The organism is Nostoc sp. CCY0012 (genome assembly GCF_963920855.1).
Lineage (GTDB): Bacteria > Cyanobacteriota > Cyanobacteriia > Cyanobacteriales > Nostocaceae > Cyanocohniella.
On sequence record NZ_CAWUDM010000120.1, the window covers coordinates 1 to 15972 of the forward strand.

Genomic DNA, 15972 nt, shown 5'->3' on the forward strand with positions numbered 1-15972 from the left:
CTGCCCCCCTGCCCCCCTGCCCCCTGCTTTTTCACCTTTCGCCTTTTCTATGGCTGTAATTCGTTTAATTTTATTAGTAGCCGTACTAGGATTCCTAACACTATTGTTAGTGCAAAATTGGTCGCCTGTCTTATCGTTAGTGTTTTTGGGTATACGAACTCAACCCTTACCACTGGCAATATGGGTGTTGTTTAGTACTTTAGCTGGCGCTTTGACATCCTTGCTGATCTCAGCTTTGTGGAAATTATCAAATTATTTTGACAGACAACAACGCCAAACCCCCTTTAAATCAACAGCTAAGGCACCTCGAAGAACAGCAATTCCTAGAGAAGAACCTACGCCTCCGCCTTATAGAACTTCATCCACCGCTAATAAAACAGAGCCTGTTACCACTAATGCCTTTGATGATTGGGAAACAAATGACGGTGACAACGATGATTGGGACTTCGATGAAAAGCAAAGAGAAACACCTACTCCCAGTTCTCAAACTCCACCAGTTAGAGAACCCCAAACTTACGAACGCCAACAAGAACCAATTAGCAGTTCTCAGTCTGGTTCAGTTTACTCCTACAATTATCGCGAGCCAAAAAATACTGCTGTAGGAAAAACAGAATCCGTTTACGATGCTGATTACCGGGTAATCATCCCTCCCTATCAACCACCAACTACTAATCAAGTTGATGATGATGACGACGACTGGGAGTTTTTTGAAGACGATGATGTTGAGGATGACGACAATAACACCCGTAAGTGATAGCTATGGAAAAAATGACGGCGACAGATTAATGGATATACCCCAGATGCACAAAGGGATTCCCAATCCAAAATCGACAATAATATGAACTTTGACCTTTCAAATCAAATACTAAATACTACACTTTTCCCGAGACTCCTGCTTGACCCTACCGTTCATGGCAGCATCTTGCAAAGCCATAAAAGCATTAAAATCTTCCAAATCATACCGAGTAGTTAACAAATGCCGTAGTTGATTTTCTGCTTCAACAGTCAAATAGCCAGTTACTAAAGCCTGTTGTACTACGTCACGGATTCGAGTCATGGTTGATGCCTCTTACATACCATATTGATTCATTTGGTCTTACTCCGGTGGGATATGCAGTAGTTTTTGTGCTTCAGCCTTCAAGTTAATTAATCTTGTTTGGTAAATTTGAAAATTTCAGTCGCATTTTACACATTTATCCGCCAAGATTTTAGATTGAAGCTTGTCATCACTACATTTTAGAAATTTACTACTGTGCTGTTAAAACACAGCTTTATGTAAAACTAAAATTAACCTAACCCAGAGAAAACACTGTTATTTTGTAATGACATAATTTCTTCACTTAAAGTTTCAAAGAAGCTATATAAATTTTTCATCAAGTGCAGGAAGACATAAATAGCAATTGTCAAGCCACCTAAAGAAAGATATTAAATTTATAGTCGGCAAATCTTCAGGAAATTGAGGATTTTTGTTAAATCCAATACAACAGAAAACTGTAATTACTGCATCTGCTGAAAATCAAAAAAATATTTATTCAGTTTAAGAATAATGAATGGTGAAAAATAACATACGTATATACGTATATTTGAGAACTATAAAGGCGTTAGGATAAGAATCTAGACAATTAATCATGGAGTAAAGAGACGGTGAGCAGCTTATTGCAAGGAGTCAACCTGTACTTAGTTGGCATGATGGGCGCTGGTAAAACTACCGTAGGGAAATTATTGGCGCAGCATCTAGGTTATGGGTTTGTAGATACTGATGATGTGATTGCCCAAGCAGCAGGAAGATCCATCACTCAACTCTTTGCCGAAGAAGGAGAAGCCGCCTTTCGCCAATTGGAAAGTGATGTGTTAGCTCAAGTGTGTGCTTATACCAAGTTGACCATAGCCACTGGTGGGGGCATAGTGTTGCAGCAAAAAAACTGGAGTTATCTACATCATGGTTTAGTCGTGTGGCTAGATGTACCAGTTGAGTTACTTTACAACCGCTTGGCTGAAGATACCACAAGACCACTATTGCAAGACGCTGACCCCAAAGCTAAACTGCGATCGCTCCTCGAACAACGCACACCACTTTATTCTCAAGCTGATGTCAAAATCACTGTGACTGAGGGAGAAACGCCTGAACGAATTGCCCAAAGAGTCATAGAGACAATTCCCAGTGTGCTGAAATCTCAAGTTGCTCATTAAGTTAAAACCAGCTTTTGTAGTTTGCGATCGCACAGGAAGTTTTATGCAAAAATTTAGCTCTAATTTGAAGTTAAAAAACCTTTATGAAAGTGATTGACAAACTTATGCTTTACACATAAAAGATTGTTACGTGTGACAAATTCTTTTACACTGACTGGATATGTTTTAACTTTTAACAGCCCTTCGTGATGGTTAACGATTCTGAATACATCAGGCAAGCTGAAGCCACTCGTGTACGTGTACTCAGCGAAGCACTACCTTACATTCAACAATTCGCCGGACGCACTGTTGTTGTGAAATATGGCGGTGCGGCAATGAAAGATAGCACCCTTAAAGATAAGGTTATCCGCGATATCGTATTTTTATCTTGCGTTGGCTTGCGTCCCATTGTTGTACATGGCGGCGGCCCAGAAATTAATAGTTGGTTAAATAAACTGGGCATCGAAGCACAATTTAAAAATGGTCTGCGTGTCACCGATGCCCCGACAATGGATGTGGTGGAAATGGTGTTAGTCGGTCGAGTCAATAAAGAAATTGTTTCCCTAATTAGCCGCGCTGGGGGCTTGGCGGTAGGACTGTGTGGTAAAGATGGCGACCTAATTACAGCCCGTCCTCAAGATCAAGAAGGCATTGGTTTTGTCGGGGAAGTTAGTAATATCAACATCAAAATTTTAGAAACACTGTCTAGCAACGGCTATATTCCTGTAGTTTCCAGTGTCGCCACAGACGAAAAGGGTCAAGCCTACAATATTAACGCCGACACCGTAGCGGGGGAAATCGCCGCCGCCTTGGGTGCAGAAAAGTTAATTTTATTGACAGATACACCCGGCATTTTAAAAGATTACACAGACCCTTCGAGCTTGATTCCTAAAGTAGATATTCGAGAAGCCCGCGAATTGATTGCCAATGGTGTAGTTAGCGGAGGTATGATCCCCAAAGTAAATTGTTGTGTGCGATCGCTTGCTCAAGGTGTCAGTGCAGCACACATAATCGATGGTCGCATTCCTCACGCCCTACTACTAGAAATCTTTACTGATGGTGGTATCGGTAGTATGATTCTCGGTTCCCAGTTCACACCAAAACGCGATTAGTCCAGAGAGTTTGAGGCTAACTTTTCAGGGTATTTGGAAAACCTCTCTCTAAATCTCTCTCCTACGAGGAGGAGCCACTGCGTTGCGCGGGTTCCCCGCGTTGTAGCAAGTGGCGTTAGAGACTTTGACTTTTTGATTTAGATGACGTGATTGGATTATCTCCTTATCCCCTTGTCCCCTTGTCCCTAACTACCACCCCCGCCGATAACGCGAATCTTGGATAATCACCCGCGATCGCCCTCTAAATGGTGTGTGTTGTCGGGAGTTATTGATAATTACAGGATTAACTAAAGTTGAGTCACGAATTACGGGATTAATCAAAATGGGATTCGTTCGCCGATAATTATGTCTCCAATTTTGCCTGACTGTAGAACGACTTGGCATTAATCCTGTGGATGGATTTACAGGCATGGGGGTAGAAATGGGACTACCATAAATGAAAGAACCCACAGCAGGTTGTTGACTTGATCTCCCACCGTAATTAATAATTATTTGTTGGGCTGATGCTGGGGCAATTGTAGCGCTGATAGCAGAGAAAATTATTCCTATTCCCAGCCAATTCAGTGGTGAATGTTTAATTTTTAGCATCTTTTATTACCTGCATTTAATAACCTGAATTTTTATGAAGAAAATAGCCGCAACTACTTAGTTAAAATTTTAAAAGTTTATTGAGTTGAATTTTGTCAGCTTTCAAAAAGATTTCCCAAAGATTGCTGACAATCACAAAATTAATGCAGTGCTGATTGGTGTACAGAAAGTGAGTACAGAAAGTTTAGAAATTGCTAAAAGTCGTTATCAGGCTGGAAAACTTGCCTTTGAAAATGGGCAATATCGAGAAGCTGTAGAAAACCTAGAAAAAGCCAGCGCCCTATTATTTCGTAATTCTCGTCTTGGGGGTGAGGTAGAAATTTGGTTAGTTACAGCTTATGAAGCAGCCGGACGCACTGATGAGGCGATCGCCCTTTGCCAAGCCCTCCAACGTCATCCTTTTCCAGAAACTAGCAAACAGGCAAAGCAGTTACTCTACATTTTAAAGGCGCCAAAACTCCAACGCCCCAGCGAGTGGATGACCGAAATCCCCGATTTAGGGGCAATATCAGATAACGATACCAAAATTCGGGCAGCAGCCAAACCTGGAAAATCCTCTCGTCCAGCCCCTACTGAGCCAGAAATTGTTGACATCAGCCAAGTGAATACGAAAGATAATCGCTTTATTTGGGTGGCACTAATTGTTATTGTGTTAACACTCTCTTACTTGGCTTGGATGAGTTTTTATTAATAAGAAACTAAAAACAGAGGGGGTTCAAATGGATGTGGACTTTTCAAACCAGATTCTAGTCAAGATTAATTAAAAATATTTGACTTTTTGGGAGATATATAGTGATGAATTCTTTTGTTTTCAGAAAGATGTTCATGTGGTTCTTAAGAGCATTTAGTTTTGTGTTGCTAAAAATGGCTTTATTCATTAAGCTAATTGGACAGAATCTCATGAATCGCATTTTTCCTCTCAAAAATCCTATTCTGTGGCTGGTAGTATTAACTTCTTTGCTGCTAACTGGTTGTGTTCATTATGATGCCGGAGTAAATTTTAAGAACTCCAATAGTGGCGAACTAGTACAGCATATTAAGTTGGGAGAAAGACTAACCAGTTTCAGTGGTGCTTATGTTTATGAATGGTTAAACAGCATAGAACGTCGCGCCCGTCAATTAGAAGGGAACGCCAAAAGGGTTTCTAAAGAAGAAGTTATTGTGACAATTCCCTTCAGTAATGGACAGGAATTACAAGAGAAATTCAACGAATTTTTCAATTCCTCTGCCAATGAAAAAGCTGAAGATAGTCAGAGTGAATCTGAATCGGAATTACCGAAAATTGAATCTAACTTACTTTTATTTCAGAATAACTTTGTGCTGTTAGTGAGAAATCGCTTAATTTATGATTTAGACTTGCGATCGCTCTCCTTAATTGCCAGCAAAGGTAACGTCCTAGCCGATACAGGCGCAATTCTCGATTTGCAATTTGCCTTAAAAACCCCTTGGGGAGCCAGAAATATCCAAAAAACTGAAACTGCTATCGAGCCACAAAAGCAAGGTAAACAACTAGTATGGCAACTCAAGCCTGGCGAACTCAACCATATAGAAGTACTTTTCTGGCTACCCAGTCCCTTAGGTATTGGTAGTTTGTTAATTATCCTATTTGTTTGGGGCGGAATTTACCTGAGATACAATTTTATGCCAGATCCCAGGGTTCAGTTCTCACCCAAGGTAACAGCCACAGAGTAGGAGAGGCTAGAGGCTAGAACCTAGGAATCTTTTCTACTCCCCACTCCCCACTCCCCACTCCCCACTTTTAAGGTGACAATCGCTCAATTTTCCAATTGCTGTGATCTAAGTGAGTATACAGCAGGCGATCGTGCAGACGACTGGGGCGACCTTGCCAAAACTCAATTTCTCTAGGGATCACTCGGTAGCCTCCCCAATGAGGTGGCCGAGGAACTTCCTGATTTTCGTATTTTTGCTGAAATTCTTGCAATTGTTGCTCTAAAACTTCCCTACCAGGAATTACTTCACTTTGATTAGAAGCCCATGCACCCAAGCGACTATTGGGCGGACGCATCTCAAAATAGCTATCAGATTGTTCTGAGGAAATTTTCTCTACTGTACCCACAATTCTGACTTGGCGTTCCAGTTCTGCCCACCAAAAAACTAAAGCCGCTTGGGGATTCGCTGCTAGTTCTTGTCCTTTGTGACTGTTGTAATTAGTGAACAAAACAAAGCCCTGTTCATCAAAGTCTTTCAGTAGCACCATTCTTGCTGAAGGCTGACCATCTGGTGTCGCAGTAGCAAGTGTCATTGCATTAGGTTCAGGAAGTTGAGCAGCTAATGCCTGTTCAAACCATTTTTTAAATTGAATAAAAGGATTGGGATCACTCTCAGTTTCGCTTAAACCTTCCAATGTGTAATCTTTGCGAAGGTCAGCTACGGTCTTTTCCATTATTATTTACAGGCTTGGTTAGAAGATTGAATAAATTTCTATCCTCAATCATTAGTAGTAGTTACTGGTTGTTGAGGGGCTGGATTTTTCTTGGCAGATTGCATAGCGCCACCAGTTAAACTGCGGAAATACAATCCTCCCACAGTTGATAAGAATATGACATAAGCGATCGCTTGTACGAGATACAGATGTTCTCTGTAGCCAAACAAAGATTTGAGAATAATACCGGGGAATTGTCCATCTGGCAAGATTTGGTCAGTATTCCAAACCATTGGCCCCAAAATGCAGGAGTGGATTGTATTGAAGTGATCGTAATAAAAACAGAGGTTTTCTGAAGTGTTACTGCTGAGGGCGAGGTTAGCCATACCTTCGTCAAAATGCTTCAAGGCGGAAACTACTAAACCAGCAACAATTAATACTAGAAAAACGCCCATCACCTGGAAAAATTGACGGATGTTGATTTTGACACCCCATTTAAATAGCAATACTCCGATGAGAGTCGCCCCAGCTAAACCACCAATTGCACCTAACGCTGGTACTAATCCTTGTTGAAAATTAGCAGCGATAAATAAAACAGTTTCAAAACCTTCGCGTACCACAGCGACTAATATTAAGCCAAAAATGCCCCAGCCAGCATTTGAGTTTTGTGTTAGAGCTTCTGTCACCGATCCTTCAACTTGCGCTTTCATAAATCTGGCTTGTTTGGTCATCCAGATCAGCATCCAACTGAGCATGGCGATCGCCAGGACACTAAATACACCTTCTAGCATTGGTTCAACGACTGAGGTGTATTGAGGATTTACTGCCCCTAATGCTTGAATTAGCCAAGTGAACAACACACCTATCAAAGCACTAATAACAATGCCAACGCCGACACCAGCATATACCCAAGAATTAAGTCGGGATTGGTTGGCTTTTTTCAGCAAAGCTAGCACAATGCCCACAACGAGCGCGGCTTCTACTCCTTCTCGGAGTGTAATCACAAAAGTAGGTAGAGCAGTAGTTAGATTCATGATGGGGGATGAGGTAGATGAGGAGAATCGGGAGGATGAGAGGGATGAAATTTGAGATTGCAATCAAAAATTGTTTCCCCACTCCCTACTCCCCACTCCCTACTCCCCTAATTATTAGCTAAAATCGCGGAGCATTTTTTTCAGTTCGAGATTATGCATCTCTTCTTGTCCAATCATGCCACGGGCAAATTCTTCTAAATAAATGCTGGCATTGGTTACGGTTTCCAGGAGATTTTTGTACAGTTCTAGCGCTTTCTTTTCATGAGATAAGCTTTCTGCCAAAATATCTTTGACTTTATGCTGGTAAGTTTCTTCCATTGGTGCAATTTTTAGGGAGGGATGCCCATCTAAGCCTGTGAGAATTTCTCCCACTTGTTGGGCATGTAGTAAAGACTCACTCGCCTGTGCTTTGAAGAAATCTACAATGGGAATGCGATTCGGGCCAGTTACCATCAAGGAATAATGAGTGTAACGCACTACTCCTGCTAGTTCAAATTCCATGATGGCGTTTAGCAGGTCGATGGTTTTTTTGTTGTCAAGCTCTTGCATCAGTTGTTAGTTAAAGTTACGAATGGAGATTGAGGAGAATCTAGATATGAGAAGTCAGAATGTCTCCACGGATTAACCGGGAGATTCAGCAAGGAAAACTGAATTCTTTGTTGGCAGAAGCGCTGAGTTAGGAGATATACTCCCGGCAGGTGTTCAAAGCCCAACCTACACTCTTAACTCTTTTATTTTAAACGCCTCTGTTGTTTACGAGCTATTAAGTCAATGCGATCGCTCCATTAGGGCATGACATTATTAGCATTAGCACAAATAGTCCAGTTGCTAAAATATCTCAATTACTCCGATGTCTTTAGAGTATGGGATGCCATATTTATTGTCAATAATTATCAATTATCGGCAAAGTCAGATGGAGCAGACAATTCCCACCAAAGAAAGTTTTATAATTCACTTTTACACTATTCAGCTTTTGGTATGGGGAATTTTTAATTTTGAACTGTTCATTAGGGTATACATTGAAATCTGCTATGAAAAGCATCAATGGAGTAGAGAGATTGTTAAAAACCATTATCACATCAAAGCCTATATCACTAATACTGATAGGAGTTTTCAGCTTTTATCTAGTTGTCGGAGCCTCTGCACCAGCCTATGGGATGCACATTATGGAAGGCTACTTACCTGCTAGTTGGGCAATTTTTTGGTGGGTGGTAACATTACCATTTTTGATTTTAGGATGGCGATCGCTCACTCGCATCACCCAAGCCAACCCCGAACTAAAATTACTTTTAGCTTTAGCCGGAGCCTTTACTTTTGTTTTGTCAGCGCTAAAAATACCTTCAGTCACAGGTAGTTCTTCTCATCCTACCGGTACAGGTTTGGGAGCCGTGCTGTTTGGCCCTTTAGCCATGTCGGTGCTGGGTACTCTGGTTTTGCTATTTCAAGCGCTATTACTAGCACACGGCGGTTTGACTACACTGGGAGCCAATGCTTTTTCCATGGCGATCGCTGGCCCATTCGCCGCTTACTGGATATATCATCTGACAGTGCAGCTTAGTGGTAAGCAAAGAATCGCCATTTTTTTAGCAGCTGCTTTAGCCAATTTACTCACTTACATTATTACTTCGGTACAGCTGGCTCTGGCTTTTCCTGCACCAGTGGGTGGATTTATCGCTTCATTCGCCAAGTTTGCCGGAATTTTTGCCATTACTCAAGTTCCTTTGGCCATTAGTGAAGGATTGCTGACTGTGTTGGTGTGGAACTGGTTACAATCCTATACGCCTCAAGAACTCCAACTATTAAAATTAATTAAAGGGGTTAATCAATAGCACTCAATAAGCTAACAATTACTCACTTTTCCTCACTTTCCTTGACAATCCGCGAATAAGCTCACGCATTACATCAGTTTTAGTTCTTGACACCTGTTCACAGTATGCCTCTAGTAAATCTATTTCTTCCTGCGGAATCCTTATTGTTAGTCTTCTTTCGTCTTTCATTGTCTGCTAATATGCTGTACAAGAAGTAGATGATATTAGGATTTAAGACAGAACTCAACTTAAGCAATAAACATCGCACTGAACTATTGAAACACTGTGGTGTAGCTCGTCACGCATGGAACTGGGGACTAGCTTTAACCAAGCAAATACTCGACCACAATCAAGCCAATCCAGAGGAGAAAATTAAATTCCCCTCTGCAATTGATTTACATAAGTGGTTGGTGGCATTAGTAAAGCCTGAGAACCCTTGGTACTTAGTAAATTATGAACGGAACCTCAAAGCAATGAATCAGTCTAAAAAGGAATTGAGTAACTGGTTATTGGTAGCGGCAGTGATCATCTTAGCAGTTGCACCGTTAATATTTATCCGAGAGGCAGAATTTGCAGGTGCAGATGACCAAGCCGAAGCAGCAATTGGAGAAGTTCAACCTGAATATGAACCTTGGTTTCAACCTGTCTTTGAACCACCCAGCGGTGAAGTAGAAAGCTTATTATTTACCACTCAAGCTGCTGTGGGTGCTGGCATCATTGGTTATGTAATTGGATTATATAAGGAACGTTCCCGGCAGCAAAGGCATAAAGGATGACGCTGCAAATAGATACTCTGGCTTATACTAATCGCTTGCGATGGTTAGCGCCAGAGCAAAAACTATTATTGGCGATCGCTTTATTAATTATCACTGCCTTAGCCCATCCCCCAGTGCAAATTTTAATTGCCATTTGGATTAGTACTTGGACAGTCATTTATGCCAGGATTCCCATTCAAGTTTATGTGAAACTAATCTATATTGCTACTATATTTTGGTTAACAAGTTTACCCGCTTTAGTAATTAATGGTATACATATTAATCACCTAAATCTTATTAAAGATGATGCCATCATGGGGTTGAATATTGGCTCTTATTACTTATATATTAGTCAACATGGTATAGAGCAAGGAACGACAATTTTCACACGAGCGATCGCTTCACTTGCTTGCTTATACTTTGTGATGTTAACTATCCCATTTACTGAACTTTTACAAACCTTGCGCCGCTATGGTTTTCCCATACTATTCACAGACATTTTATTATTGATGTACCGTTTTATTTTCGTCTTGCTAAACACAGCAAGAGAATTATGGATTGCCCAACAATCTCGTAATGGCTACCGCAATTTTACCATAGGCATAAAAAGTTTATCTTTGTTGATTGGGCAATTATTCAAACGTACCCTAGAAAACTATCGACAAATCTCTTTAAGTTTAGCATCGAGGGGTTTTAATGGAGAATTTCAAGTTTGGCATTCCCATCGCTATCATCTATCCAAACGGTATGCCATAGAAGCAATTTTTGGCTGTCTAATTCTCATAGGAATTGAATTGCATCTGACATTTATATAAAAAATTACTTCTTTATATTCTTTTTCTCTTTAGCATTGATGAAAATCTCAGAACATGCCCCAATCATTATTAGAATTTGAACAAATATATTACACCTATCCTGGTACAAAACAAACAGCATTACATAATTTAAACTTAAAAATACCAGCAAACACAAAATGTGCATTGATAGGTCAAAATGGTTGCGGTAAAACCACATTATTTTTATTAGCTAATGGTCTATATAAACCCCAAAAAGGTAATATCAAATGGCAAGGAAAGACCATCCAATATGACCGCAAATCCTTAATTAAGTTACGGCAAAAAATTGGCTTAATTTTTCAAGATCCTGAACAACAAATAGTAGCATCAACTGTTGCCGAAGATATTTCTTACGGCTTATGTAACTTGGGTTTACCAACAGCAGAAATTAAACAACGCGTTGAGCAAGCCTTAGTTGAGTTTGGATTAACTGAATTAGCCCAAAGACCTGTACATCATCTCAGTTTGGGACAAAAAAAACGAGTTTCCATTGCTGATGTTATGGTGCTGCAACCAGAATTATTATTACTAGATGAACCCACAGCATATCTAGATAAGTTACACACCCGTAACTTGATGGCTACCTTAAAAAATATTCATGCTGCTGGCACAACAATACTTATGGCTACCCATGACTTAGATTTAGTATACCGTTGGGCAGACTGGATTTTTGTCATGGATCAAGGACAATTAATTTTAGAAGGAACACCGCAGGATGTATTTGCTCAACGCGATATTCTGGAAGATTTACAACTAGAAGCACCGCTAATATACGAAATTTTATCTACTGAAGGTATAGGTAAAGATGAATTAATTGGGGAACGCTTACAGCAAAAAATAATCAATTTGTTCCCTTACTTTTAGTAGCAAGTTAGAAGAACGTCCCATAGACATAAACCTTAAGAAAGAAGTTTTATATTGCTGATTAAGCTAATATTATTAAGTTGCGTACAAGAATAGTAAAAAAGTCATGGTTTTGAAAATCACAGGAAGAAGACTTGCGAGTGCGATGGCGATCATGAGTACAGGTATAATTCTTGGATGTACAAGACCAGAGCAACCCCAGGTATCTACTCCATCTCCCGTAAGTACCGAACAACAAGCACAGGTTCCACCTGCTCAAAACACAACCGCAAGTAGTGTAGTTAATCAATTGCTGACAACTCGCCAATGTCCTGGTTGTGATCTCCAAGGAGTTGATTTAGAGAAAGCGGATTTAAGTGGTGCTAATCTGAGCAATGCTAATTTAGCTGGTGCTGACTTAGAAGAAGCTAATTTAAGCAATGCTAACCTAACTGGAGCCAACTTAAGTAATGCTGACTTAAATAAAGCTAATTTAAGTACTGCTAACCTCACTGGCGCCAACTTAACTAGCACTGACGTAGAAGCAGCCAATCTCACTGGTACAAATTTAACAAATGCAAATTTCACTAGTGCTGATTTGGAAAATGCCATATTTACTAATGCAGATGTAACTGGAGCCAACTTTACAGGAGCGGACTTAGAGGGTGTAAGGGGCTTGAATCGATAATTTAACTGATAAAATCTCCAAGAGATATTGCTCTGATAATTTGATCGCAGCCACGATTGCTTGTCCATCCTTGAGTACTGTCTGAAAGAATCTTTGTACGGGGGCTGGCAATCCTTCAATTTCTTTTTGATCATAAATTGGGGGCTTAATTATCCGCCGTCCATTTGTTAATTAAGAATTTGATAGATGGTGATGTAGGATTCCTTTAACCTTGAGCATTGCTTCAATTATCAATAGATGGTATGGGCTAACGTTTCTTGACTGACCCCACGCCCCGCCCAGATTCCCGAACTTGAGGAGAGCCAATATACTCTATTGAACCCACGCCGGATACAGTCGCATCTAACTGCTCACTAACATTAACCACAGCACTCCCCACGCCGCTATTGCGAACCGTCGCCTGCTTAGTCTGGAAATTCTCACCTTGGAAACTTCCAACCCCGGAAAGATCGAGTTCCAGGACATCGACACTTCCGGCGATTGTCATACTACCAACCCCATCAAGGGAAATCGACAACTGTTTACCTTGGATATCCGTTACCTCAACACTACCGACACCATCTATATTCAAGCTCTCTAGGCTCTTCACCTCCACAACAAACTCAATGGGCTTGATGGGATTCATATGGGTATCTTTCATGATGGTGAGATACAGAACCTTTTCAGCTACACGACTCTCTAGCAACGGCAGAATGTTGTCATCGGCGGTAATCGTGAGGGACTCTTTTCCCGTCTGCTGTATCGTGACTTTACCTACGGATTTACTAGAAATAGATGAGAATCCACTCACTTCTCTAGATTCGGTCTTCGCTATTCCAGAGCCTCTCAGCCCGCCTAAGTTAAGAGAACAGCCTGTTAATAGACTCAAAGCTGTTAAACACGCAACCAAACTGGATAGATTAGATTTCATGATTTGCCTACCTTCGCTCAAGGTGTCTTAAATGTCCATCCATCCATTGGTCAATCAGAATTCCAACTCCAAATCCGCCAATCAAGAAGAATAGTGTCCCTATCCACAGATTATTAAAAATGTATAGTGCCAAAGTAAATGATGTTATTCCATTTACCATCACCCCCGTGATGATTATTGGCCATACCCACAAAGAATTAGCTTTGACATGAGACACTTTTCCGCATTGGGAACATCGATAACCTCCTAATGGTGCAGCCCAGTATTGCCGCCAAGTTAAGGGAAAAGAATACTGGCAATAGGGACACACTAATGGCTTTTTAAAGCCTCTACTTTTGGAACGAGAAGTTCGATGGTTGGTGGGTAAACTCATGGGGTTTTCCTATCGGTCGGTGTTCATAATTCTTGATTTGCAGCACCTACTAAATGGTCTGCGGTAGGGGTTTCAGTGGGAATGCCAACCATAACCAAAGGTAGAGAAATAAAATCAGTCCAGGGATAGCGACGGCTAAAATAACGGTGACAATCCGAACGCCTTGAATGGGTAGTCGCCAATGCTGGGAGATCGCTGCACATATGCCTGCAATTGCTTTGTGGCGACGACTGCGGTAAATAGAGGAGAGACTACGCCAACGCTTGACTTTGATCACCCAAGACATCAGAAGTCCAATTACACCCAAAACAGCCGATGGTATGGTGATGATCGCCAGCCAATGGGCAAATACCATCCCTGTAACCATGTCTCCGTGCCAGGATGGGGCTGGACAAACAAAGATGATCGCTTCCGCTTCACAACCAAAGTGGTCAGACAAACGTAGCCCTCCCCAAGCTAGTAGGAGTGGAAAGGCTCCATAAAAGATACAAAAGCCAAATAAAGCTAAGTACCCACGCATGGAAGGTGATCTCAGAATGGCGATCGCAGCAACTGCTGGAGCGACCAAAAACAGCGTCAAAGCCAAAGGCAAGTAAACCATTCTTTTTAATCTATATGATCCAGTCTTTTGGATAGCGATCGCATCTTTCCATTAACGCCAGATCCCTAACACCAAGATTTTTCTCCCGGAGGATTGTGTCGTAACTCCCGAATATTGGCTTCGATGACCCGGTAGCCCACATTGCCGTTGAGTCTCTGTCTCCCTTCATTAAAAATCAGAGTGGGACTGACCGTAACTGTTCATCCTTAGACCCACCAGGGTTTCTTTCCACTTCATAACTGTAATCTCCAATATTGAATGGGCTACAAAACCCTTTTTAAAATCTTGAATGGGCTGCAAAAAACCCAGAAAACCCTTGGTGCAATTATGCAAGAAGCAACCCTCAAGGGATGGCAATTTTTTCTTATCTTCTCTTTCATTATAACCCCTAAATAGCTGGGGACTTTTAATATCAAGATTTATATGTTTTTAGTACAATTCATACAGTTTATCCAGTATTCAAACATGATTTCAAACAACAAGATGGCATACTTTTTTGGTGGTTAATTCTCCATAGCTACTTTGGAAATACCCATTATGAGTTCAGAAACTTTAACGGCTCTTAAGCCCTATCTCAGCTTTTTTTACCCCATTACAATGTGGATATTGCTGGTCGTTGCGCTCTATGCCATGTACTTGGGTGTGCAAGTTCGACGGACGAGACTAGCGGACGGAAATATCAAGAAAGAAGTTTTAGGTTGCTTTATTTCAAAAGGCGTAGTACCTGAGTGTTATGGCATCGGGTTTCAAATCTTCTAAAAATTCTCCCGCTCCCAAGTCAAAGGCTTTAAGTGTAGCGAATACCAATGCTTTAACATCCCAGATTTCATCAATTTTTAGTGAAAGAGAAGATCCCCGTGTAGAAAGAAATCGTGTGCATTTATTAACAGATATTGTAATCATTGCCATACTCTCAGTAATTGCAGGAGCCAAGGGGTGGGAGGATATGGAAAATTATGGTTTAAGTAAATATGAATGGTTGTCACAGTTTCTAAAGTTACCCGAAGGTATTCCCAGTGCTGATACATTCCACTGAGTTTTTGATTGCACTTAACGCTTTAAACTTGGAGCAATCCTTCAAGCGAAGCGATCGCCAAAAATTCCATCGTGCCGCTATGGATAACAATTATATGTTGACGATTCTTGCTGGGGAGCATCCCAGTTTTTTGCAAAGAAGGCGAAAATCAGTCAGGATAAGTAGGACGAGTGTATTTACTTACCGATGACCCCAGAACAAAAGCAAGCTCTTCAAGAACATATTCAGGCGATCGCTAAAATATTGTATGAAGATACGTCAGCAGAAAGACTAACAAACCTTGCAGGAATTGAAGAGGCAGTGCGAAGTCAAATGCAGAAGCATGTCATGCCAGAAGTAGGGGTTTTTTTATCGAAACGGTTACAGGCACAAGCGCAGGATATCAACGACGACTGAAAAGTATTTTGGGAGAATTGCCAATAACAAGCAAGCAGGCGCAGCAATTAGAAGTCCCGAACAGTAATCAATTGAGTCCGTATCTGGAAATTTGTTGTCTACGTGTGAGTGCCAATGTCAGCTATGAAGATGCAGCATCAGATATTGAGTATTTCACAGGCGTGCAAGTTTCCCGCAGTAGTCAGCAACGATTGGTACATCGCCAGAACTTTGAATTGCCGACACTAGAAGAGACGATTGAAGAATTAAGCGTTGATGGTGGGAACATTCGTGTCCGCACCCCTGACGGAGAAGTATGTGCATGGCTGGGCTATAAAGGGATTAGCTTACATCATCTAGGAACTGTGGGAACGTCCTTTCAAGATAATCAGGTTGTCATTGATTGGGCTTAACGGGTGACAAGGCAGTTGAAGATGAGATGTGGCAACAATTTGAGAAAA

17 protein-coding genes and 3 pseudogenes are annotated in these 15972 nt (G+C 41.1%); 13 read left to right on the top strand and 7 right to left on the bottom strand.

The window, feature by feature from the left end; translation table 11 throughout:
* Positions 1-49: 49 nt before the first annotated feature.
* On the top strand, positions 50-754 hold the full coding sequence (locus ACM0OS_RS24415) for a LapA family protein (protein WP_414545784.1): 705 nt from the start codon (positions 50-52) through the stop codon (positions 752-754).
* A 111-nt stretch (positions 755-865) separates the two neighbouring features.
* Here the strand turns inward: ACM0OS_RS24415 and ACM0OS_RS24420 are convergent, their stop codons facing one another.
* On the bottom strand, positions 866-1057 hold the full coding sequence (locus ACM0OS_RS24420; RefSeq protein WP_414545770.1) for a hypothetical protein: 192 nt from the start codon (positions 1055-1057) through the stop codon (positions 866-868).
* Between the two features lie 587 nt (positions 1058-1644).
* Between ACM0OS_RS24420 and ACM0OS_RS24425 the strand changes: the two genes are divergently transcribed.
* Positions 1645-2190: a shikimate kinase gene (locus ACM0OS_RS24425; protein WP_414545771.1), complete on the top strand. Its 546-nt coding sequence runs from the start codon at positions 1645-1647 to the stop codon at positions 2188-2190.
* A 185-nt stretch (positions 2191-2375) separates the two neighbouring features.
* A complete protein-coding gene (gene argB, locus ACM0OS_RS24430; RefSeq protein WP_414545772.1) occupies positions 2376-3281 on the top strand; it encodes an acetylglutamate kinase in 906 nt (301 codons plus the stop codon).
* Positions 3282-3470: 189 nt separating this feature from the next.
* Here argB and ACM0OS_RS24435 read toward each other — a convergent pair whose 3' ends face one another.
* Positions 3471-3869, bottom strand: coding sequence for a hypothetical protein (locus ACM0OS_RS24435; protein WP_414545773.1), 399 nt, complete (start codon positions 3867-3869; stop codon positions 3471-3473).
* Positions 3870-4038: 169 nt separating this feature from the next.
* Here ACM0OS_RS24435 and ACM0OS_RS24440 point away from each other — a divergent pair, with 169 nt between their 5' ends.
* Positions 4039-4560: a tetratricopeptide repeat protein gene (locus tag ACM0OS_RS24440; RefSeq protein ID WP_414545774.1), complete on the top strand. Its 522-nt coding sequence runs from the start codon at positions 4039-4041 to the stop codon at positions 4558-4560.
* A 104-nt stretch (positions 4561-4664) separates the two neighbouring features.
* A complete protein-coding gene (locus tag ACM0OS_RS24445; RefSeq protein WP_414545775.1) occupies positions 4665-5561 on the top strand; it encodes a DUF3153 domain-containing protein in 897 nt (298 codons plus the stop codon).
* Between the two features lie 67 nt (positions 5562-5628).
* On the opposite strand, the gene pdxH is transcribed toward ACM0OS_RS24445, so the two are convergent.
* From pdxH to ACM0OS_RS24460, 3 genes are all read right to left on the bottom strand, one after another.
* Positions 5629-6273, bottom strand: a complete 645-nt coding sequence (gene pdxH / locus ACM0OS_RS24450) for a pyridoxamine 5'-phosphate oxidase (RefSeq protein ID WP_414545776.1) — start codon at positions 6271-6273, stop codon at positions 5629-5631.
* A gap of 44 nt (positions 6274-6317) precedes the next feature.
* A complete protein-coding gene (locus tag ACM0OS_RS24455) occupies positions 6318-7286 on the bottom strand; it encodes an FTR1 family iron permease (RefSeq protein ID WP_414545777.1) in 969 nt (322 codons plus the stop codon).
* 114 nt (positions 7287-7400) lie between these two features.
* Positions 7401-7835, bottom strand: a complete 435-nt coding sequence (locus ACM0OS_RS24460) for a ferritin-like domain-containing protein (RefSeq protein WP_414545778.1) — start codon at positions 7833-7835, stop codon at positions 7401-7403.
* A 608-nt stretch (positions 7836-8443) separates the two neighbouring features.
* On the opposite strand from ACM0OS_RS24460, the gene ACM0OS_RS24465 reads away from it, so the two are divergent.
* From ACM0OS_RS24465 to ACM0OS_RS24490, 6 genes and pseudogenes are all read left to right on the top strand, one after another.
* Positions 8444-9115, top strand: coding sequence for an energy-coupling factor ABC transporter permease (locus tag ACM0OS_RS24465; RefSeq protein ID WP_414545785.1), 672 nt, complete (start codon positions 8444-8446; stop codon positions 9113-9115).
* A 197-nt stretch (positions 9116-9312) separates the two neighbouring features.
* Positions 9313-9429: pseudogene (locus ACM0OS_RS24470) on the top strand (helix-turn-helix domain-containing protein); the annotation flags it as partial.
* A 138-nt stretch (positions 9430-9567) separates the two neighbouring features.
* Positions 9568-9870 carry an energy-coupling factor ABC transporter substrate-binding protein gene (locus tag ACM0OS_RS24475; RefSeq protein WP_414545786.1) on the top strand — a complete coding sequence of 101 codons (303 nt, stop codon included), beginning with the start codon at positions 9568-9570 and terminating at the stop codon, positions 9868-9870.
* Positions 9867-10664, top strand: a complete 798-nt coding sequence (gene cbiQ / locus ACM0OS_RS24480) for a cobalt ECF transporter T component CbiQ (RefSeq protein ID WP_414545779.1) — start codon at positions 9867-9869, stop codon at positions 10662-10664. Before ACM0OS_RS24475 ends, cbiQ begins: the two co-directional genes overlap by 4 nt.
* Before the next feature lie 54 nt (positions 10665-10718).
* On the top strand, positions 10719-11549 hold the full coding sequence (locus tag ACM0OS_RS24485; protein WP_414545780.1) for an energy-coupling factor ABC transporter ATP-binding protein: 831 nt from the start codon (positions 10719-10721) through the stop codon (positions 11547-11549).
* 106 nt (positions 11550-11655) lie between these two features.
* Positions 11656-12216 carry a pentapeptide repeat-containing protein gene (locus ACM0OS_RS24490; RefSeq protein ID WP_414545781.1) on the top strand — a complete coding sequence of 187 codons (561 nt, stop codon included), beginning with the start codon at positions 11656-11658 and terminating at the stop codon, positions 12214-12216.
* A 247-nt stretch (positions 12217-12463) separates the two neighbouring features.
* On the opposite strand, the gene ACM0OS_RS24495 is transcribed toward ACM0OS_RS24490, so the two are convergent.
* Positions 12464-13126 carry a GIN domain-containing protein gene (locus ACM0OS_RS24495; protein WP_414545782.1) on the bottom strand — a complete coding sequence of 221 codons (663 nt, stop codon included), beginning with the start codon at positions 13124-13126 and terminating at the stop codon, positions 12464-12466.
* Between the two features lie 422 nt (positions 13127-13548).
* Positions 13549-14100: a PspC domain-containing protein gene (locus ACM0OS_RS24500; RefSeq protein WP_414545783.1), complete on the bottom strand. Its 552-nt coding sequence runs from the start codon at positions 14098-14100 to the stop codon at positions 13549-13551.
* An 823-nt stretch (positions 14101-14923) separates the two neighbouring features.
* Here ACM0OS_RS24500 and ACM0OS_RS24505 point away from each other — a divergent pair.
* Positions 14924-15130 (top strand): annotated as a pseudogene (locus tag ACM0OS_RS24505) (transposase family protein); the annotation flags it as partial.
* A gap of 192 nt (positions 15131-15322) precedes the next feature.
* Positions 15323-15918 (top strand): annotated as a pseudogene (locus ACM0OS_RS24510) (ISKra4 family transposase); the annotation flags it as partial.
* Positions 15919-15972: the final 54 nt, after the last annotated feature.

Bases quoted from the DNA above. Each gene is read 5' to 3' on its own strand.
- ACM0OS_RS24415 (WP_414545784.1), top strand. From the start codon at position 50: ATGGCTGTAATTCGTTTAATTTTATTAGTAGCCGTACTAGGATTCCTA.
- ACM0OS_RS24420 (WP_414545770.1), bottom strand. From the start codon at position 1,057: ATGACTCGAATCCGTGACGTAGTACAACAGGCTTTAGTAACTGGCTAT.
- ACM0OS_RS24435 (WP_414545773.1), bottom strand. From the start codon at position 3,869: ATGCTAAAAATTAAACATTCACCACTGAATTGGCTGGGAATAGGAATA.
- ACM0OS_RS24445 (WP_414545775.1), top strand. From the start codon at position 4,665: ATGAATTCTTTTGTTTTCAGAAAGATGTTCATGTGGTTCTTAAGAGCA.
- pdxH (WP_414545776.1), bottom strand. From the start codon at position 6,273: ATGGAAAAGACCGTAGCTGACCTTCGCAAAGATTACACATTGGAAGGT.
- ACM0OS_RS24455 (WP_414545777.1), bottom strand. From the start codon at position 7,286: ATGAATCTAACTACTGCTCTACCTACTTTTGTGATTACACTCCGAGAA.
- ACM0OS_RS24460 (WP_414545778.1), bottom strand. From the start codon at position 7,835: ATGCAAGAGCTTGACAACAAAAAAACCATCGACCTGCTAAACGCCATC.
- ACM0OS_RS24465 (WP_414545785.1), top strand. From the start codon at position 8,444: ATGCACATTATGGAAGGCTACTTACCTGCTAGTTGGGCAATTTTTTGG.
- ACM0OS_RS24475 (WP_414545786.1), top strand. From the start codon at position 9,568: ATGAATCAGTCTAAAAAGGAATTGAGTAACTGGTTATTGGTAGCGGCA.
- cbiQ (WP_414545779.1), top strand. From the start codon at position 9,867: ATGACGCTGCAAATAGATACTCTGGCTTATACTAATCGCTTGCGATGG.
- ACM0OS_RS24485 (WP_414545780.1), top strand. From the start codon at position 10,719: ATGCCCCAATCATTATTAGAATTTGAACAAATATATTACACCTATCCT.
- ACM0OS_RS24490 (WP_414545781.1), top strand. From the start codon at position 11,656: ATGGTTTTGAAAATCACAGGAAGAAGACTTGCGAGTGCGATGGCGATC.
- ACM0OS_RS24495 (WP_414545782.1), bottom strand. From the start codon at position 13,126: ATGAAATCTAATCTATCCAGTTTGGTTGCGTGTTTAACAGCTTTGAGT.
- ACM0OS_RS24500 (WP_414545783.1), bottom strand. From the start codon at position 14,100: ATGGTTTACTTGCCTTTGGCTTTGACGCTGTTTTTGGTCGCTCCAGCA.